At 65.9% G+C, this 17,587-nt stretch carries 13 protein-coding genes and 1 riboswitch; of the genes, 6 read left to right on the top strand and 7 right to left on the bottom strand.

All coding sequences use genetic code 11. The annotated features are described in order from the left end of the window. Nucleotides 1–35 precede the first annotated feature (35 nt). Complete coding sequence (locus WDM24_RS39345) at nucleotides 36–794, bottom strand: class I SAM-dependent methyltransferase (RefSeq protein ID WP_338829525.1); 759 nt, start codon at nucleotides 792–794, stop codon at nucleotides 36–38. 223 nt (nucleotides 795–1,017) lie between these two features. Here WDM24_RS39345 and WDM24_RS39340 point away from each other — a divergent pair, with 223 nt between their 5' ends. Next, nucleotides 1,018–2,334 (top strand): MFS transporter, encoded by a 1,317-nt coding sequence (locus tag WDM24_RS39340; RefSeq protein ID WP_338829524.1) that lies wholly within the window; start codon nucleotides 1,018–1,020, stop codon nucleotides 2,332–2,334. A 34-nt stretch (nucleotides 2,335–2,368) separates the two neighbouring features. On the opposite strand, the gene WDM24_RS39335 is transcribed toward WDM24_RS39340, so the two are convergent. The 3 genes from WDM24_RS39335 to WDM24_RS39325 form a co-directional block, all read right to left on the bottom strand. Beyond that, nucleotides 2,369–3,451 carry an ISAs1 family transposase gene (locus WDM24_RS39335; protein ID WP_338821920.1) on the bottom strand — a complete coding sequence of 361 codons (1,083 nt, stop codon included), beginning with the start codon at nucleotides 3,449–3,451 and terminating at the stop codon, nucleotides 2,369–2,371. Between the two features lie 272 nt (nucleotides 3,452–3,723). Then, entirely contained in the window at nucleotides 3,724–5,442 is a 1,719-nt protein-coding gene (locus WDM24_RS39330) for an N-acyl-D-amino-acid deacylase family protein (protein WP_338829523.1), read from the bottom strand. A 189-nt stretch (nucleotides 5,443–5,631) separates the two neighbouring features. Then, a complete protein-coding gene (locus tag WDM24_RS39325) occupies nucleotides 5,632–7,440 on the bottom strand; it encodes a chloride channel protein (RefSeq protein WP_338829522.1) in 1,809 nt (602 codons plus the stop codon). Nucleotides 7,441–7,518: 78 nt separating this feature from the next. On the opposite strand from WDM24_RS39325, the gene WDM24_RS39320 reads away from it, so the two are divergent. Together WDM24_RS39320 and WDM24_RS39315 are read left to right on the top strand one after the other, a co-directional pair. Further along, the gene (locus WDM24_RS39320) at nucleotides 7,519–7,971 is read left to right on the top strand and encodes a MarR family winged helix-turn-helix transcriptional regulator (RefSeq protein ID WP_166307649.1); all 453 of its coding nucleotides are present in this window, start codon (nucleotides 7,519–7,521) and stop codon (nucleotides 7,969–7,971) included. 252 nt (nucleotides 7,972–8,223) lie between these two features. Then, a complete protein-coding gene (locus WDM24_RS39315) occupies nucleotides 8,224–9,813 on the top strand; it encodes a CHAD domain-containing protein (RefSeq protein WP_338829521.1) in 1,590 nt (529 codons plus the stop codon). Between the two features lie 68 nt (nucleotides 9,814–9,881). Here WDM24_RS39315 and WDM24_RS39310 read toward each other — a convergent pair whose 3' ends face one another. Beyond that, on the bottom strand, nucleotides 9,882–11,105 hold the full coding sequence (locus WDM24_RS39310; RefSeq protein WP_338829520.1) for an MFS transporter: 1,224 nt from the start codon (nucleotides 11,103–11,105) through the stop codon (nucleotides 9,882–9,884). A 170-nt stretch (nucleotides 11,106–11,275) separates the two neighbouring features. Between WDM24_RS39310 and WDM24_RS39305 the strand changes: the two genes are divergently transcribed. Then, nucleotides 11,276–12,523, top strand: a complete 1,248-nt coding sequence (locus tag WDM24_RS39305) for a hypothetical protein (protein ID WP_338829519.1) — start codon at nucleotides 11,276–11,278, stop codon at nucleotides 12,521–12,523. A 166-nt stretch (nucleotides 12,524–12,689) separates the two neighbouring features. Here WDM24_RS39305 and WDM24_RS39300 read toward each other — a convergent pair whose 3' ends face one another. Together WDM24_RS39300 and WDM24_RS39295 are read right to left on the bottom strand one after the other, a co-directional pair. Then, a complete protein-coding gene (locus WDM24_RS39300; RefSeq protein ID WP_165127318.1) occupies nucleotides 12,690–12,863 on the bottom strand; it encodes a hypothetical protein in 174 nt (57 codons plus the stop codon). A 115-nt stretch (nucleotides 12,864–12,978) separates the two neighbouring features. Continuing rightward, on the bottom strand, nucleotides 12,979–15,252 hold the full coding sequence (locus WDM24_RS39295) for a TonB-dependent receptor (RefSeq protein ID WP_338829518.1): 2,274 nt from the start codon (nucleotides 15,250–15,252) through the stop codon (nucleotides 12,979–12,981). Between the two features lie 109 nt (nucleotides 15,253–15,361). Next, a riboswitch (cobalamin riboswitch) is annotated at nucleotides 15,362–15,559 on the bottom strand. Nucleotides 15,560–15,671: 112 nt separating this feature from the next. On the opposite strand from WDM24_RS39295, the gene WDM24_RS39290 reads away from it, so the two are divergent. Together WDM24_RS39290 and WDM24_RS39285 are read left to right on the top strand one after the other, a co-directional pair. After that, the gene (locus WDM24_RS39290; protein WP_338692955.1) at nucleotides 15,672–16,715 is read left to right on the top strand and encodes an iron ABC transporter permease; all 1,044 of its coding nucleotides are present in this window, start codon (nucleotides 15,672–15,674) and stop codon (nucleotides 16,713–16,715) included. Further along, nucleotides 16,712–17,485, top strand: a complete 774-nt coding sequence (locus tag WDM24_RS39285) for an ABC transporter ATP-binding protein (RefSeq protein WP_338829516.1) — start codon at nucleotides 16,712–16,714, stop codon at nucleotides 17,483–17,485. The genes WDM24_RS39290 and WDM24_RS39285 overlap by 4 nt, the downstream gene beginning before the upstream one ends. Nucleotides 17,486–17,587: the final 102 nt, after the last annotated feature.

The following is a 17,587-nucleotide window of genomic DNA, read 5'->3' as shown; positions in this document are numbered from 1 at the left end:
CGGTCTGGTCAGATGAAGCGATGGCCGTGCCTCATTCAAGGCTTCTGGTATTTCAGGACGAACTCGTCGATCGGCACCGGCGCCTTGAAGACGGGAATGTCCTTCGGGTCCTCCGTATGATGCAGGAAATCGCCCTCGGCCACCAGCTTGAAGCCGGCGGCCTCGATCTCCTGCTTCAGGGTGCTCTCCTCGATCCGGTGCAGGGTCTTGGCGACATTGGTGCCGTCGCCCGGCTTGGCCGAGTGGTCGGCGATCACCAGGAAGCCGCCGGGCTTGAGCGCGGCGAACATCTTCTTGTTCATCGCGGCGCGGTCGACCGGCAGATAGGTGATGTCGTGATAGAAAAAGAAGAAGGTGATCATGTCGAGGTTTTTGACCTCGGGCGGGATCGGGTCGTCATAGTCCCGCACCACATGGACGACGTTCTTCATCGCGGGCGCCTTCGCGCGAATGTCGAACTTGTCCTTCACGAAACGCTCGAGGACGGCAGCGGAATCCTGCGCGTAGACCTTGCCCGACGGGGCGACGGTGCGCGCCAACAGCTCGGTGCTGTAGCCGGCGCTCGCCGCCATGTCGAGGATCGTCATGCCGGGCTTGACGCCGGCAAAGGCGAGCATCTTGGCCGGCTGGCGGCGCTGGTCGACCTGGCGATCCGCATCGCTACGGTCGGGCGAGGCGACGATCGCCGCATAGTCGGGAGCGGCGACGTCCTGTGCGCGGACTTGAGGCACGGCGAGCAGCGCGGCGGACACAAGTGCAACGCAGGTGGCCGCGCGTAGGATCGATTTGTTCATGAAATAACCCCGGGCTTTTCGTTGGCCCCGAACATAGCAGGGGGGACATGACAGATCACCGCTTCACGGGCGTGACGACGCGATCGTGATCGGGCCGTTAGCGGCGCGCCGGGGCGTGCGACCCCGAGGAAATGCGGTGTTGCGTTGCGTGGCGAGGCGTGGCTAGCATCGCCAGTTGGGGCCGATTTTACGAAGCCAAAAACGAAACGACGGGGAGCCAGACATGACCACGCAACCGACGCCCGGAGGGATGTCGAAGGGGACGCCCAAAGGCGCCTGGACAATCACCTTCCTGCTGTTCCTGTTCATGGTGGTGAACTTTGCGGACAAGATCGTGGTCGGGCTCGCCGGCGTGCCGATCCGGAAGGACATGGGTCTCAGCCCGGAGCAATTCGGCGATCTCGGCTCGGCCTTCTTCATCCTGTTCTCGATCTCGGCGATCGTGGTCGGCTTCATCGTCAACCGCGTCGATACGCGCTGGGTGCTGCTGATCCTGGCGGTGATCTGGTCGCTGGCGCAATTTCCGATGATCGGCACCGTCAGCTACACGACGCTGGTGATCTGCCGCATCATCCTCGGCGCCGGCGAGGGACCGGCCTTCTCGGTCGCCGCGCACGCCATCTACAAATGGTTTCCCGACGAGAAGCGCACGCTGCCGACCGCGATCCTGTCGCAGGGTTCGGCGTTTGGCGTGATCCTCGCGGTGCCCGCGCTGAACTGGATCATCGTCAATCACAGCTGGCATCACGCCTTCGGCGCGCTGGGCATCGTCGGCCTGATCTGGACCGTCGCCTGGTTCGCGTTCGGCAAGGAAGGGCCGCTGGTGTCGACAGCGGCCGCGGCCGCCGACGAGCAACGGATTTCCTACTGGAAGCTCCTGACCTCGCGCACCTTCATCGGCTGCGTGGTCGCGACCTTCGGCGCCTATTGGGCGCTGTCGCTCGGGCTGACCTGGTTCACCTCCTTCATCATCGAAGGACTCGGCTTCTCGCAGCAGCAGGCCGGCTTCGTCTCGATCCTGCCCTGGATCTTCGGTGCGACCATCGTGCTGCTGACGGGGTGGATTTCCCAGCTGATGCTGGCGCGCGGCTTCACCACGCGCGGTGCGCGCGGCGTGCTCGGCGCGGCGCCCTTGATCGTCGGCGGCTGCATTCTCGCGACGCTGCCCTATGCCCCACCGGGCGGCTTGATGATCGCGGCCCTCGTGATCGGCTCCGGCCTGTGCGGCTCGATCTATGTGGTGTGCCCGCCGATGCTCGGCGAGTTCACGCCGGTGTCGCAGCGCGGCGCGGTGATCGCGATCTACGGCGCGCTGTACACCATCTCGGGCATCCTGGCGCCGACGGTGATGGGCAACGTGATCCAGCACGCCGCCACGCCGATGGCGGGCTATATGACCGGCTTCACCATCAACGCCGCGATCATGGTGGGCTCGGGCGTGCTCGGGTTGCTGCTGCTGTGGCCCAACACCGAGCGCGCGCGGCTGACCGGCCCGTCGCAGCCGGCGGGCACGATCAAAGGCGCGATGTCGCCGACGTAAGGGGGTATCTTTCACCCTCCCCTGAAAGGTAGGGCTATCGCATATGGGCGAGGACGGAGAGAAGGAAGTCGTTATTCCATCTGGCCTGGAGCATTTTGTGGCTGGTGCGCGTGGGACCTGGCGTGGCTTGTAGAGCGTTAAGTGCCAGCTTTCGGATGGCGGCAAGATTTTCGGCGGCATGGCCCTTGCGGCTACGGCAGGCGTCTTCGTCGAACAGAACGTCGAGAACCCAATGCAAGTTGTTCTCGATACCCCAGTGGGCGCGGACGGCCTCGAGCAGCTTCTTGGCCGACAACCGGCGTGAGGCCAGAAAGTATCGGGCCGTGTGTTTGGCTGTCTTGCCGGCCTTGGCGCGCCAACTATCGATGCGACCGACGACAGCGATAGCAGGGAAGCTGTATTGCTTTGCCAAGTCTGGGGCCGGCACGACGATGGCCTGCCGGCGCTCGATGCGGCCGTGGGCCGATGTCCTTCGCTGGCTCGCCCGCGCTGGCTTCCGGGCCGTATCGAGCAGCGCCTTGACGGCTTTGAAGAGCCGGCCGCGATTACTCTTGATGGCCAATACATAGTGGCCCTTCCGATCGCGGATGGCCTGCGCCGTGTCGGGCCGGCAATGCAAGGCGTCGGCGGTGACAAGAGCACCATCCAGATCGAGCAGGGCGAGGACTTCGAGAGCGCCGGCAATCTCGTTGCGATTGGGAGCCTTTCTCTGCGCCAACGCCATGCGCGTGCCTGCCGCCCAGACGTTGACCATATGTAGCGGCGTAGCCCGCCGGCCACGCGTGAAGGCTCCGCGCAACGCCTTGCCGTCGATGCTGACCACGCCCTTGACGCCGAAGCTCTTGCTGAACTTACGCAAAACCGCTTCCAGACCCTTCGGGTCCAGCACGCGGAAGACGTTGCTGAACGTGTCGTGGCTAGGAATACCGTGTCCAAGCTCCAGGAACTTCCGCAACAGCTGCTCTCGGCCTTTGCCGAAGAACTCGAACTCGGTGCAGGTCTTGGCGCCGGCCAGCGTCGCCGCCAAGGCAATGACGAGGATCTCCAACAAATCGTGTCGCGTGTTGCCGGCGCGTGGATCCTTGAGCGGTCGAAACAGGCGCCTGAGTTTGCGCATTTGGGTCTCCCTCGACAATCGAGAGACCCCCAAAGAATCCAGTTCCAACCGCTTGGCAACACCCCTCCTGAGCCATATGCGATTCCCCTACCCTGAAAGGGGAGGGTCGGCTCGCATGAAGCACCGCGGAATGCGAGCCGGGGAGGGGTCATCTCTCCATTCGGGCAGCGTTTCCGCGGAGAGAGCTGACCCCTCCCCGCCGCTCATTTCATTCGCGTCGACCCTCCCCTTTCAGGGGAGGGTAAAGCCGCGGCTGTGTCTCTCCGTCTATTTCAGTTCAACCCCTGCGCACCGCGCACGAGCTTGCCGGGCCGCGCGCCGGTGGCTCTGCCGTCGCGCTGGGTCACCACGCCTGACACGATGGTGGCGTCGTAGCCGTCGACCTGCTGCAGCAAGCGGCGGCCGCCGACCGGAAGGTCGTAATGCACCTTCGGCGGATGCAGATGCAGGCGGTCGTAATCGATCACGTTGACGTCGGCCTTGAACCCCGGCGCGATCACGCCGCGATCATGCAGACCGACCGACAACGCGGTCTTGCGCGACTGCGCCGCGACCACGAACGGGATCGAGAGCTTCTCGCCGCGGCTGCGGTCGCGCGTCCAGTGCGTCAGGAGATAGGTCGGGAAGCTGGCATCGCAGATGATGCCGCAATGCGCGCCGCCATCGGACAGGCCGGGCACCGCGCTCGGCTCGCGCAGCATTTCATGCACGGCATCGAGATTGCCGTCGGCGTAATTGAGGAACGGCACATAGAGCATGCCGCGGCCCTCGTCGGTCAGCATCGCGTCATAGGCGAGTTCTTCCGGCTGCCGGCCCTGGCGCCGCGCCTGCGGGCCGAGCGCGTTCTCCGGAGGCTGCTCATAGTCCGGCGGATTGCCCAACAGATACATCTTGTCGTAGTTCGGCCGGAAGAACAGCGGATCGTCGGTCGCCGTCGCGCTCTCGCTCAGGATCGCCGCGCGCATCTCGGGCCGGCGCAGATGGGTCAGCCGTTCGGCCAGCGGCAGCTTTGCAATGGCACGGTAGCTCGGATGGGTCTGGAACGGGTTGCGCGACAATTCCAGCCCGAGCAACAGCCCGACCGGCCGCGCGGCGATCTGGGTGGTGATCGACAAGCCGCGGGCGGCGGCTTCATTGATGGTGTCCATGGTCTGCCGCCAGCGCCGCGGCGCCTTGTCGGCCTGGGCGACGGAGAACGAGATCGGGCACTTTGTGTTTTCAGCGACCCGCAGCATCATCGGCAGATCTTCGTGCACGGTGCTCTGGTCGAGCACGAATTGCAGCACGCTGCGGCCGACGCCGTGCATCGCGCCGGCGATCGCGGTCAATTCGTCCTCGCCGGCTTTCAAGGTCGGTGTGTAGTCGCCGGTCGAGGTGCGGTGGTTGAGCGTGCGCGAGGTCGAGAACCCCAGCGCGCCTGATCGCACTGCGTCGCCAGCCAGTGCCGCCATCGCCTTGTTGTCGTCAGGCGTTGCGGGGTCGCGGCGCGCGCCGCGCTCGCCCATCACATAGACGCGGAGCGCTGCATGCGGCAGTTGCGCGCCGATGTCCATGTCGAAGCTGCGCTTCGACAGCCACTCCATGTAATCGGGGAAGCTTTCCCAGGCCCAGGGAATGCCGGCGCTCAGCACCGGCTCCGGGATGTCCTCAACGCCTTCCATCAGCTGGATCAGCCTGACGTGATCGCTCGGCCGGCACGGCGCGAAGCCGACGCCGCAATTGCCCATGATCGCGGTGGTGACGCCGTTCTGTGACGACGGCGTGATGTCCTTGCTCCAGGTCACCTGGCCGTCGTAATGGGTGTGGACGTCGACGAAGCCGGGCGCGACGAGCTTGCCCTTGGCGTCGATCTCTTCCCTGCCTTTTGCGGAGACCTTGCCGACCTCGGTGATCTTGCCGCCAGAGATCGCGACATCGGCTTCATAGAGGTCGCCGCCCTTGCCGTCGGCGACGGTGCCGCCGCGGATCACGAGGTCTGGGGTCGAGGTCATGGCGTTTCATCCCGAGGCTGTTCTTGGTTGCCGGCATCATGGGTGACCCCCTGATGCTGTCAACCATCGCCGATGAAGCTCTGGGATGCGTTGGCGACGATTTGCCAGTGAGGATCGAGTGCGACCGCCCGGCGGAAATTTGTTCCGCGACGGGTCGATGACCCGCCGCCGCGGAAGCCGCCTGAACACCTACCGCGCGCCGAAGAAGGCTGTCTTCTGGGTCTCCTCGGCCTGCAGCCGGACGCGCACCCGCATCAGGTCCTTCCAGCCGATATAGCCGACCAGGCGCTGATCCTCGCGCGAGATCACCGGCAGATGCGAGACGTTGACCTGCATCAGGCGGTCGGCGAGCCGGTCGAGATATTCATCGGGATAGGCGACGGTGATCTTGCTGCCGGCCAGCAGCTGGCCGAGCGTCGCGGTGCGATGCTTGCCGGCGCGGCGCCAGCGCAGCACGGATGGCGGGTCGATCACGCCGAGCACGTGATGGTTGGCGTCGACGACGGGGAAGCTCGGGTGCCCGGTCTTCGGGTTGGTCAGGAAGGCTGCCGCGCCGTGCAGCGTCATGGTGTCGGAGACGGTCTCGACCGCCTTGGTCATCACGTCGCGCACGCGCGTCAGCGCGAAGGGATCGACGCGGTACTCGCGCACCAGATGATGACCGCGCCGCGCGACCTTCTCGGTCAGGATCGAGCGCCGCATCAAGAGCACCGTGACGCCATGCGCGGTGCCGCAGGCCGCGATCAGCGGCAGCAGCACATGGGTGTTGCCGGTGAGCTCGACCGCGAAGAAGGTCGCGGTCAAGGGCGAGCGCATCGTGCCGCCCATCGTCGCCGCCATCGCCAGCAGCGCCCAGAAGCCGGGGCTCGCGGGCGGCAGGTAACCGCTCAGCACCGTTCCCATCGCGCCGCCCATGATGAGCAGCGGCGCCAGCACGCCGCCCGACGTGCCCGAGCCGAGCGCGACCGACCAGATCACGGCCTTCACCACGAGCAGCAGCAGTGCCGCCTTCAGCACCACGTCGCCGCTCAGCATCGCGGCAAGATTGTCATAGCCGACACCGAGCGCCTGGGGTTCGATGAGCCCCCCGAGGCCGACGACTAGGCCGCCGATCAGCGGCCACCACATCCAGTGGATCGGCAGCTTCAGGAAAATGTCCTCGCAGCCATAAACCAGCTGAGTGAGCACGCCTGACAGCAGCCCGGAGAGGATTCCGATCAGCATCCAGGCGCCGAGTTGCAGCACCGAGATGTCGACGCCGCCCGCGAACGGGAACAGTGGCGCCGGCATGTGAAGGAAGGTGCGCCCGACCGCGGCCACCACGGCGGCGACGGTGACGGGGATGAAGCTGCGCGGCGTCCATTCGAACAGCAGCAGTTCGACCGCGAGCATGATCGCGGCGATCGGGGTGCCGAACACCGTGGTCATGCCGGCGGCGGCGCCGGCCACCAGCAGGGTCTTGCGCTCGTTGTCCGTCACCGGAAGCATCTGCGCGATCAGCGAGCCGATCGCGCCGCCGGTCATGATGATCGGGCCCTCGGCGCCGAACGGACCGCCGGTGCCGATCGAAATCGCCGACGACAATGGCTTGAGGATCGCCACCTTGGGGTCGAGCCGGGAACGGCCGAGCAAAATCGCCTCGATGGCTTCCGGAATGCCGTGGCCGCGGATCTTCTCGCTGCCGAAGCGCGCCATCAGGCCGATGATCAGCGCGCCAGCGACCGGCACCAGCACGGTCCAGAGACCAAGCGGCGAATCCTGCAATTTCAGATCGGCGAAGCTGAACCGGCCGAAATAGGCGATGTTGGTGGCGAGCTTGATCAGCTGCAGCAGGCCCGCCCCGGCCAGCACGCCGGCGGCGGCGACGAACACGGCGATCGCCGAGATCACGACGACACGCGGATCGGTGGTGAAGTCGCTCAGAAGATGACTGGCCTTGTCGCCGATCTTGGAGGCGTTGTTGGCGGAGGCGCTCGATTTGGTGGAAATGACGCTCATGGGTGGCGTAAGGCTCGGATGAAGTGGACGCCGGGCGTCATATCGCATTGCGATATAATTACAAGCGGGAGACATCGAATGGCAGCGTTGAAAAGGCCTGCGAAATCGCCGGCCAGGAACCGGAAGCGGGTTCCCACCCAGGCCGATTACGAGGCGCTGTCGCAGTTCCGCTATTTGATCCGGTGTTTTCTGGAGTTCAGCCAGGACGCCGCGAAGGCCGAGGGGCTGACGCCGCGGCAGCATCAGGCTCTGCTGGCGATCAAGGGGTATCCGGGTGGCGGGCCGGTCACGATCGGCGATCTGGCCGAGCGGCTGCGGCTTCGTCACCACACCACGGTCGAGCTCGTCGACCGGCTGTCCGAGGCCGGATTGGTCGAGCGCGTGCTCGATCCCGCCGACCAGCGGCGGGTGTTGCTGAAACTAACCGGCCTTGCGGCCGATCATCTCGCCGAACTGTCTGCGGTTCATCTCGACGAGCTGTCGCGGATCGAGCCGTTGCTCAAACAGGTGCTGTCGCGGCGGTCGGGCTGACCGCGTCGCATGCACAACGCATCGCGCGTCAGGCGCGCGGTCCCGGCCTGATATCGCGGAACCTGTTGCTTGCGTTGATGAACAAGCATCGAAAACGCGTGGCACGCGTTTCTCGCTCTTGGATGGCGGCGCAACCCACTTCAACTTCACCGCGTGAATTTAGGTACAATTCGTCGCAATGCACGCTGTCGTGCAAGGGTACGCCTTGTCATTGTCATGAAACCTTCATACACCAAGCTGGGGGCGATATCATTGAATGAGCGGCAGCCGGTCGTGATCGATGCGGGCACTGCCATTGCCGTCGGGCATGGCGATCAGGCGGAAATCGAACTCAAGCTGCTTGCGCCGCAAGGAAGCCTCGAAAAACTGCGCGAGGCACCTTGCATCGTGCAGCATGCGCGCAATCGCGGCGCGTTTCACCGGCTGGAAACGGTGTATTACGACACGCCGGAGCGACTGCTGTTTCAGCATGGCATGTCATTGCGCGTGCGACGCAGCGGCAAGACCTTCATCCAGACGCTGAAGCTTTCCCCCAACGGCGCGCAGCCTCTGATGCGACGCCAATGGGAAGCGCCGGTTGAAAGCATCGCCCCTGATCTGGCGCGACTCCCCGTCGACGAGGTCGGCGATCCCCTGGCGGCGCTGAGTAACGACGCGCTGGTGCCGGTTTTCGCGACCAAGGTGCGCCGGCACGCACGGCAGCTCGATCTGCCAGATGCGTCGGTTGAAGTCGTCTTCGATGAGGGGACGATCGAGGCCAATGCGCGCCAGGAGGTCCTGTCGGAAATCGAGCTTGAACTGAAGAGCGGCAATGCCGGCGTCCTGTTCGATCTCGGAGCGCAGTTGCTCGACGCCGCGCCGCTGCAGATTGGTACGCGCAGCAAGTCGGAACGCGGCTATGCGCTTGCGTTTGACGTCGCGCCATCGGCAGCGAAAGCCGAGTTGTCAGGCGTTACCGCGGAGCTTGTGGTCGACGACGTCATCGCACTGCTGGTGGGCTCCTGCTGGCACCATCTTTTGAAAAACCACGCGGTGGCCGAGCAGGGATCGGACCCCGAAGGCGTGCACCAGATGCGGGTGGCCTTGCGGCGCTTGCGGACGATCTGTGCGCTGTTCCGGCGCGACATTCCGTCGCCGGCATTTCTGGCGGTCAACAGCGAAGCAAAATGGCTGATGCGGCAACTCGGCCGGGCCCGGGATTGGGACGTCTTCGCCAAGGAGACGATCGCCCGCTTGGCCCGCGCGGCTCCGGATATCGACCTGGATGGCCTCCGCCAGGCGGTTGAACAGCAGCGGAAGTCGAGCTACGGCGCCTTGCAAAGCGTTCTGGCCGATCCCCGTTGCAGCCGCTTCCTGCTCTCGCTGGGGCAGGTGGTGGAACGCCGCAGCTGGCGCAACGAGATCGACAGCGAAGCGCTGGCTGTCCTGTCGCAACCAATGCCGGTGCTCGCCGATAAAATTCTGGAACGATTGCATCGCAAGACGTTGAAGCGGGGTGCGCGCTTCCGGCGGCTCGATATCCATGCGCAGCACAATCTCAGAATCAACCTCAAGAAGCTGCGCTATGCGGCGGAATTCTTCCTGCCGCTTTATGCCGCGCACGCGCCGGCGAAGCGCTACGTGAAGCGGCTCGCCGGGCTGCAGGCCAGTCTCGGGCGGGTGTGCGACATCGGAAGCACGCGCACGCTGCTCCATGCCATCCGGCAGGACGACCAGCCTGCGCTCCATCTCGGCATCGGCGCGATGGCCGGCTGGCTGGCCCGCGATCAGATCGCGGTGGCGAAGACGCTGCGCAAGAGTTGGCGGCGGTTCAAGACGACGCCGGCATTCTGGGGCCGGTGAGTTTGGCAGCTCCTCTGGAGGTTAGCGCGATGCGCGGTGAGCCTGCCGCGCCGGGTTGCCGAACGGGGCTACGCCCGGATTGTAGCCTCGGAGGGCTGCGGCTTGCGCTCGGTGACCAGCGCCAGCAGCACGGTCAGCACCATGAAGCCCACCGAGGCACCGAACACCCAGTGCGGCATGTGCTGGTCCATGATCCAGCCGAACAGCAGCGGGCTGACGATGCCGCCGAAGTTGAAGCCGGTGGAGACGATGCCGAAGGCGCGGCCGGCGGCGCCGGGAGGCGCGGCGTTGCGCACCATCATGTCGCGGGACGGCGCGATCACGCCGCCAAGGAATCCGGCGAGCCCCATCGCCAGCGTGAGCAGGACGGGCGGCAGGTCCATCAGCGCAATCAGCAGCACGAGCACGGCATTGATCGCGAAGCAGGCCGCCGCGACCTGGCTGTGACGATGGGTCCAGTCGGCGAGATAGCCGCCCGCCAGCACGCCGGCGGCGCTGGCGCCGAGGAACGCGGTCAGCGCGATATTGGCGGTGGAGAACGATGCGCCGTAACCGCCCATCAGCGCCACCACGCCAAAATTGTTGATGCCCGAGGTCGACAGGCTGAGCAGTGTGAAGAAGGCGGTCAGCACCATCAGCGCCGGCGTGATCACGCTGGCCTTCGGCGCATTGTCGTCCTTCGCCTTGTTCCTGTTGGCGCCGGCATCGGGAATGCCGAGCACGATCAGGAACAACGCCACCAGCGGACCGACCGCGCCGGCCACGATCAGCGCGCCGAGGCCGCCGATCGAGGCGACCAGCGCCGCCATGATCGCGGGCGCCACCGCGCCGCCGAGGAAGCCGGCAAAGGTGTGGATCGAGAAGGCACGGCCCATGCGCGCCTCGTCCATATGGGCCGAGAGGATCGCGTAGTCAGCCGGATGATAGACGCTGTTGGCAAGCCCAAGCAGCACGGCGCAGACGATCAGCGAGGGATAGCTGAGATGCAGGCCGAGCCCGATCAGCGCACAGCCGCCGATCGTCAGTCCGATCAGCAGGATCTTGCGCGCGCCGATATGGTCGGCGAGATAGCCGATCGGCGCCTGGGTCAGGCCGGAGACCACCGCGAACACCGTCAGCGCCAGGCCGAGCTCGACATAGCCGACGCCGAGCTGCTGCTTCAGGAACGGGAACAGCATCGGCAGCACGAAGATATGGAAATGGCTGACCCAATGGGCCACCGAAATCCCCGTCAGCGTGCGCACCGCGCTGTCGGCTCTTGCTTGCTGCGGTGCGGCCAGAACGTCGACCATTTTTGAGACAACCCTTTTCCCAACGCCCGGCAGGGCGCGCCGAAAATAGAGGCTGGCTGCTAATTGTCCATGAACGCGCCTGCATGGCTGCCCCCGGAGTGGGCGTGCCGGATCGACACATGCGGCATTAATGGCGGCGACAAAGCGTGGCGGCGCGGCGATGATCGGTCATGATCGACGCCAAAAAGCCGCTCCGGGTGCTCGTGTCAGAGGGCTCCAGCACCTCCGGCCGCGAGGCGATCACGATCCTGGGGCTGGCCGGCCATCACGTCGAAATCTGCGATCCCTCGCGCTGGTGCCTGGCGCGCTATTCCCGCTTTGTCCGCAAGTACCACCATTGTCCGCCCCTGCGCACCGATCCGGCGGGCTTCCTGCGCTTCGTCGAGCGTCTGTTGGCGTCGCGGCATTTCGATGTGCTGCTGCCGATCCATGAACAGGGATTCTTGTTCGCCCGCGCCGAGGGACGGCTGCAACCGCGCGTGGGCCTCGCACTGCCGGATTTCACCAGCTATCGCGCCGTGCACAGCAAGGCCGGCTTCAGCCGTCTGCTCGACCAGCTCGGCCTGCCGCAGCCGCCGACCCGGATCGTGAACTCGGTCGAGGAGCTGCGCGACGGCCTGCGGTTTCCCTCCGTGGTCAAGACGTCGATCGGCACTGCCAGCCGTGGCATCTGGTTCGTGCGCGACGCCAGCGATCTCCATCGCGCGCTTTACGATCTCGAATCCGCTGGCGATTTTGCCGGCGAGGTGGTGGTGCAGGACCTCATCACCGGCACCGTCGAGAAGGCCCAATCGGTGTTTTGCCGCGGCACTCTCATTGCCTTCCACGCCTACCGGCAGATCGCGGCCGGCGTCGGCGGCGGCGAGGCGATCAAGGAGAGCGTGAGCCGGCCGGCGATCCGCGCCGCGCTCGAGACGATCGGCGCGCATCTCGGCTGGCATGGCGCGCTCTCGGTCGATGTCATCATGCCGCTCGACAGCGCAACGCCGCTCTTGATCGACTGCAACCCGCGGCTGGTCGAGCCCATGAACGCATACCGGTCCGGCACCGATCTGGTCGACCTGCTGCTGCGCGTCTCGCTTGACGAGACGCCGGCTCCGCTGGCAGACGGCCGCGCCGGGGTGCGGACCCATCTGGCGATGCAGGCGCTGCTCGGCAGCGCGTCGCGCGACGGCACAAGGCGCGAGCTGATCAGGGAATGCGGCCGCATCGCCGCGGGTGACGGTCTCTATCGCGGCAGCACGGAAGAGCTGACGCCGGTGCGGCTCGATTGGCTCAGCGCCGCGCCGCTGGCGATGACCACGGCGCTGCTGCTGGCATCGCCGCAGATCGCCTCATCGCTGGCGCGCGGCGGCTTTGGCGCGCATCTGCTGGATCGCCGCAGCATCAGGAAGATCGAGAGTGCGGAGTTTTGCTGACCCCATTCTCGTCGTCCCGGGCAAGCGAAGCGCGACCCGGGACCCATAACCACTAATGATGATTGTTGCGACGCGCTGGGGCCACAGCGCGCTTCAACAACTCGGCCCTGTGGTTATGGGTCCCGGCTTTCGCCGGGACGACGCAGGGATGGATATCGTTCATCCCTCACAACGGCTCGTCGTCATTGCCATAGCGGTCGATCTTCGGCGTGGCGATGTCGCCATCCTCGTCATACTCGTCGTCCGGCGGCGCGGCGGGTGGCGGAGGCGCCTTCGACTTTTCGTCGGACTTTTTGCTGGGCTTGTCGGCGCCCTTGCTCGTCTTTCCGGCCTTGCCCATGCGTTTCCCCTGCGCGGGTTAAATCAGCTGCCGGAATTCTATCCCAGTTTGCTGGCGCTTGTAATGGAGTGAGACGGCGCGGCGGGATCACACCCCCGCCGCGCCGGATCATGCTCTAAAACGTTGCGCCAGCCTTCACCATGTAGGTGCGGCCGGGGAGCGGATAGGCCGAGAAGCGGCCATCTGTGAACGAGCTCGCGATGGCGTAGTCGTAATAGAGCGCGTTGAACAGGTTGTTGACGCTGAGCGACCAGAAGAAGCGGTCAATTTGCCCACTCAGCTTGATGTCGGCGGTGGCGTTAGCGGGAATCCGGGTCTGGGTATTGGCCTGGTCGTTGTCCATGATGCGCGAGCTCCAGGCGCGCGCGGTGGCGTCGAACACCAGATAGTTCTGCCAGATATTCCAGGTCACGCCGAGACTGCCGGTGTAGCGCGACACCAGCGGCACGTCGTTGCCGGCCCAGATGCCTTCGCGGAAGACCGCGCGGGTGATCGCCATGCCGCCGCGCAGCGTCACGCTGTCGCTGACCTTGAGCGAGGCGCTGGTCTCGCTTCCGTAGCGGCGGGTGGGGTCGAGATTGACGTTGTAGAACAGCACCGGGTTGAAATGGATCTCGTTCTCGAGATCCATCAGATAGACGCTGGTCTGGACCTGGAAGCGGTTGGTCCTGACCCGGAAGCCGCCCTCGACGTCTTCCGACGTCTGGGTCTTGAGCGCAAAATTCTGCGCGATGGGCAGGAAGGTCAGCGGGTCGAATGACGGACCCGATGCGACGCGCTCGTCGACATCGGGCGTGCGGAATGCGCGCGCGGCGCGGCCGAACACCGAAAATGTGTCCGTGAAGCGATGCTCGACGCCGACATGGAGCGCATATTGCGTCTCGTTGCTGTCGAGCGGCGACGCTTGCGCGTCGAACGCGAACGGCGCATTCGGGTCGTAGCGATCGCGCGCCGAGACGCTGGTATTCTGGACGCGTGCGCCATAAGAGAAGTCAGTGGTCGGCAGCAATCCGAGCGTGTGCTGCCAGTAGCCGGCCACGCTCTGCTGCTCGATATTGTAGATGTGGAAGGGGTCGACGCCCTGGAACGCGCCGCGTGCCTGACGGAACGTCGAATCGTAATAGTCGATGCCGGTGAGGATCGTCGACGGCATCCCCAGCATCACGTTCTTGACGCTGAGCCGCGGCGTCAGCGACCAGGTCTCCAGCGCGGCATCGTTGTAGGTCGAGGCGAAGCTGATGGTCGGTACCGTGCCGAAGAAGCCGCTTTGGGTATCGCGCTGCCGCCAGCCGCCGTCGACGATCAGGTCGACGCCGTTGATCAGCGTCTTGGTGAAGCCGGCGGTGACGCTCGCGGTCTGCTGGTTGGCATAGTCGAACGGCGTACTGCTGCCCCGGCGGTCGGTTTGCAGCTCGTTCACCCCGATCGACGGATCGACCAGCCGCCCGCCGGGCAGGCCGAGCTTCTGGTCGCTGCCCGTGACGGTCAGGAAAGCGGTGAGGTCGGCCGTGGTGTAGTTGACGCTGCCGACCGCGTTGCGCTGGTCGAGCGCATTGTTGACGCGGTAGCCGTCGGACTTGATGCCGTTGCCGTAGAACGAGGTGGACCACGGTCCCGCATTGAGCGCCGCGGAGACGGCGGCCATGCGGGTGTTGAACGAGCCAAATCCCGCCTCGGCTCTCATCGTCGTCGGCGGACCGCCGACGCCGGTCTTGGTGATGATGTTGACGACGCCGCCCACCGCATTGTCGCCGTAGAGCACGGCGCCGCTGTTGCCGCGCGTGATCTCGATGCGCGCGATCGAATCGAGCGGGATCGTGGTGAGGTCGAAGCCGGCCTTGTCGACGTCGTTGAGCCGGCGGCCATTGAGCAGGAACAGCGTGTTGTCGGTGGCGAATGCCCCGAAGCCGCGCAGGTCGACCGCGGTCTTGGCGCCGTTCGGCCCGCCATAGAGCGTTTGCAGCTGCACGCCCGGCACCTGCGCGAGGATCTCGGGCAGCGACTGCACCGGCGAATGCGCGATGTCGTCGGCGGTGATCACGGTCGAGGACGATCCGACAATGCCGGCGAATTGGCGGCCGCCGCCACCGTTGCCGGCGGTCCCGGTGGCCGTGCCTGTCCCTGTGGTGCCGGATCCGCTTCCGCCGCCCACATTGGTGCTCTCTACGGTGCCCGGCGCCGGACGGCGCGGTGCGGGCGCTTCGTCTGCAGCGGGCTTGGCGCGCGTGACGTTCTGTTCGCCCGGCTTGGTGACTTCGATCGCCGGTAGTTGATCGGGAGCGGGCGCCTGCTGCGCCCGCGCGGCGGCGGTGAAGACTGCCGGCGCGAGCATCGTCGTCGCGAGCAGAAGCGCGCGGCGCCGCCAATGGTGGAATGGGTAGGACGACATAAGCGAGACCTCGGTAACGTCAGTGGCACGTCACCGCGAACCAGTCTCACCATCGTGCTAACAGCCTCAGGTGAAGCTCATGCCTGTACTCCCCGACCGGCATCTTCGCGTGTGACCACGGCTGACGGCAGGTCTCCTGGCTCGCGGGTCGTTACCCTTCGTCGCCTTCCCAGGACCGAGATTCCCAGTGGCCCGTGACGAAGGATTCACCGCATACAGTTGCGGGGGCAGCCGCGGCCTTGGGGAAGTTTCCCCGCACCGCATTCCCTTTTCATCTCATGAAAGAACCGTCATGTTCATCTAGGGTTCGGCCGGGCAGCAAAGTCAATCCGGCGGAAGTCGGGCGGCGGTCAGACGGCCACGGTTTTTGTCGAGTGTCGCTTGTCTGCCACGGCGATCGCTGTAAGAGCATGGATCCGATGAGCGTGCAGGATTTTGCCTTGGCGGCCGAGGTCGCGGCGCGGCGCCGATGGGGCGCCACCGCGGCGCTGCTCGCGCTTGTGGTGCTGCTGTGCGTGATCTCGCTCGGCATCGGGCCGGTGCGGCTGTCGCCGCTCGCGGTGATCGAGGCGCTGTTCGGCGGCGGCAGCGATGTGGCGCAGGTGATCGTGCGCGAAATCCGTTTGCCGCGCACCATTCTCGCGTTCGCAATCGGCGGCATTCTTGGGCTGTCAGGCGCGGCGCTGCAGGGCCTGCTGCGCAATCCGCTGGCCTCGCCGTCGCTGTTCGGTGCGCCGCAATCGGCGGCGTTCGGCGCGGTGCTGGTGATCGCGCTCGGCCTGGCCGACGTGCGCTCCTACGCGTTGCCGGTGGTGGCGATCATCGCCGCGTTCGGCTCGGTGTTCGCGCTGCTCGCGATCGCCGGCCGCAATGCCGGGCTGTTGATCCTGATCCTCGCGGGGCTTGCGATCTCGAGCTTCGCCGGTGCTGCGACCGCGCTGGTGATGAATCTTTCCAGCAATCCCTTCGTGGTGCTGGAGATCGCGTTCTGGCTGCTCGGCTCGCTGGAGGACCGCAGCTTTCAGCATGTGGCGCTGGCGCTGCCCTTCATCATCGCGGGTGCCGCGATCCTGCTCAGCCAGGCGAACGCGTTCCGTGCGCTGACGCTTGGCGAGGAGGCCGCGCAGAGCCTCGGCGTCGATGTCGGGCGGCTGCGGCTCTTCGTGATCGCGGGCGTTGCGCTCGGCGTCGGCGGCGCGGTCGCGGTCACCGGCACGATCGGCTTCATCGGGCTCGTCGCGCCGCATCTGATGCGTCCCCTGATCGGTCACGATCCGGCGCGGCTGCTGGTGCCGAGCGCGCTGACCGGCGCGGCGCTGCTGCTCGCGGCCGATATCGCGGTGCGCATCATCCCCTCGACCTCGGACATCAAGGTCGGCGTGCTGACCTCGATCATCGGCGTGCCGTTCTTCCTCTATCTGATCATGCGCGAACGCCGCGCGCTCGGCGGAGGCGTGGCATGACGCTGCTGTCCGCCATCGCGCTCGATGCTTCGCTCGGCAGCCGAAAGGTGCTGCACGATGTGTCGCTGTCGCTGGCATCGGGCCATTTGGTCGCGCTGGTCGGCCCGAACGGCGCCGGCAAGACCACACTGCTGCGCGCGCTCGCCGGATTGATTCCGTCCGACGGCGAGATCCGGATTGGCGGCGACGCATTGGCGTCACTGCCGCTGCGCGAGCGCGCGAAGCGCTTCGCCTATCTGCCGCAGGGGCACATGGTGCATTGGCCGCTGCCGGCGCGCGATATCGTTGCGCTCGGCCGCTATCCGCATGGCGCGACCGATCCGGCGCGGCTATCGCCGAAGGACATGGAGGCCGTGCTGCGGGCGATGCAGGCGGTCGACGTCACTGAATTCAGCGACCGCCGCGTCACCGAGCTGTCCGGCGGTGAGCGCAGCCGCGTCGCGCTGGCGCGGGTGCTCGCGGTCGAGGCGCCGGTGATCCTCGCCGACGAGCCGACCGCGTCGCTCGATCCGCGCCACCAGATCGACGTGATGCAGAAGCTGCGCAACGTCGCCGACACCGGCGTCTTGGTCATCGTGGTGACACACGATCTCGGGCTCGCCGCGCGCTTTGCCGATCACGTGCTGGTGCTGTCGGAGGGCCGGCTGGCGGCGCAAGGCCCGCCGGATGAGGCGTTGTCGGAAGCGGTCCTCGCCAGCGTGTTCCGGGTCAGCGCCTACCGCGCTGAATTTCAGCGCGAGGCCGTTATCGTGCCGTGGGCGGACGTGTGATGCGGGCGAGATACTGCCGCGAGTTCGGTTCACCTCTCCCGCTTGCGGGGGAGCATAGGCCGCCTTCGGCGGCCGTTCTTAAGAAACGCCGAAGCGAGGCTT

The organism is Bradyrhizobium sp. 27S5, assembly GCF_037217225.1.
GTDB classification, from domain to species: domain Bacteria; phylum Pseudomonadota; class Alphaproteobacteria; order Rhizobiales; family Xanthobacteraceae; genus Bradyrhizobium; species Bradyrhizobium septentrionale.
This window is presented reverse-complemented; position numbering and strand designations above follow the sequence as displayed.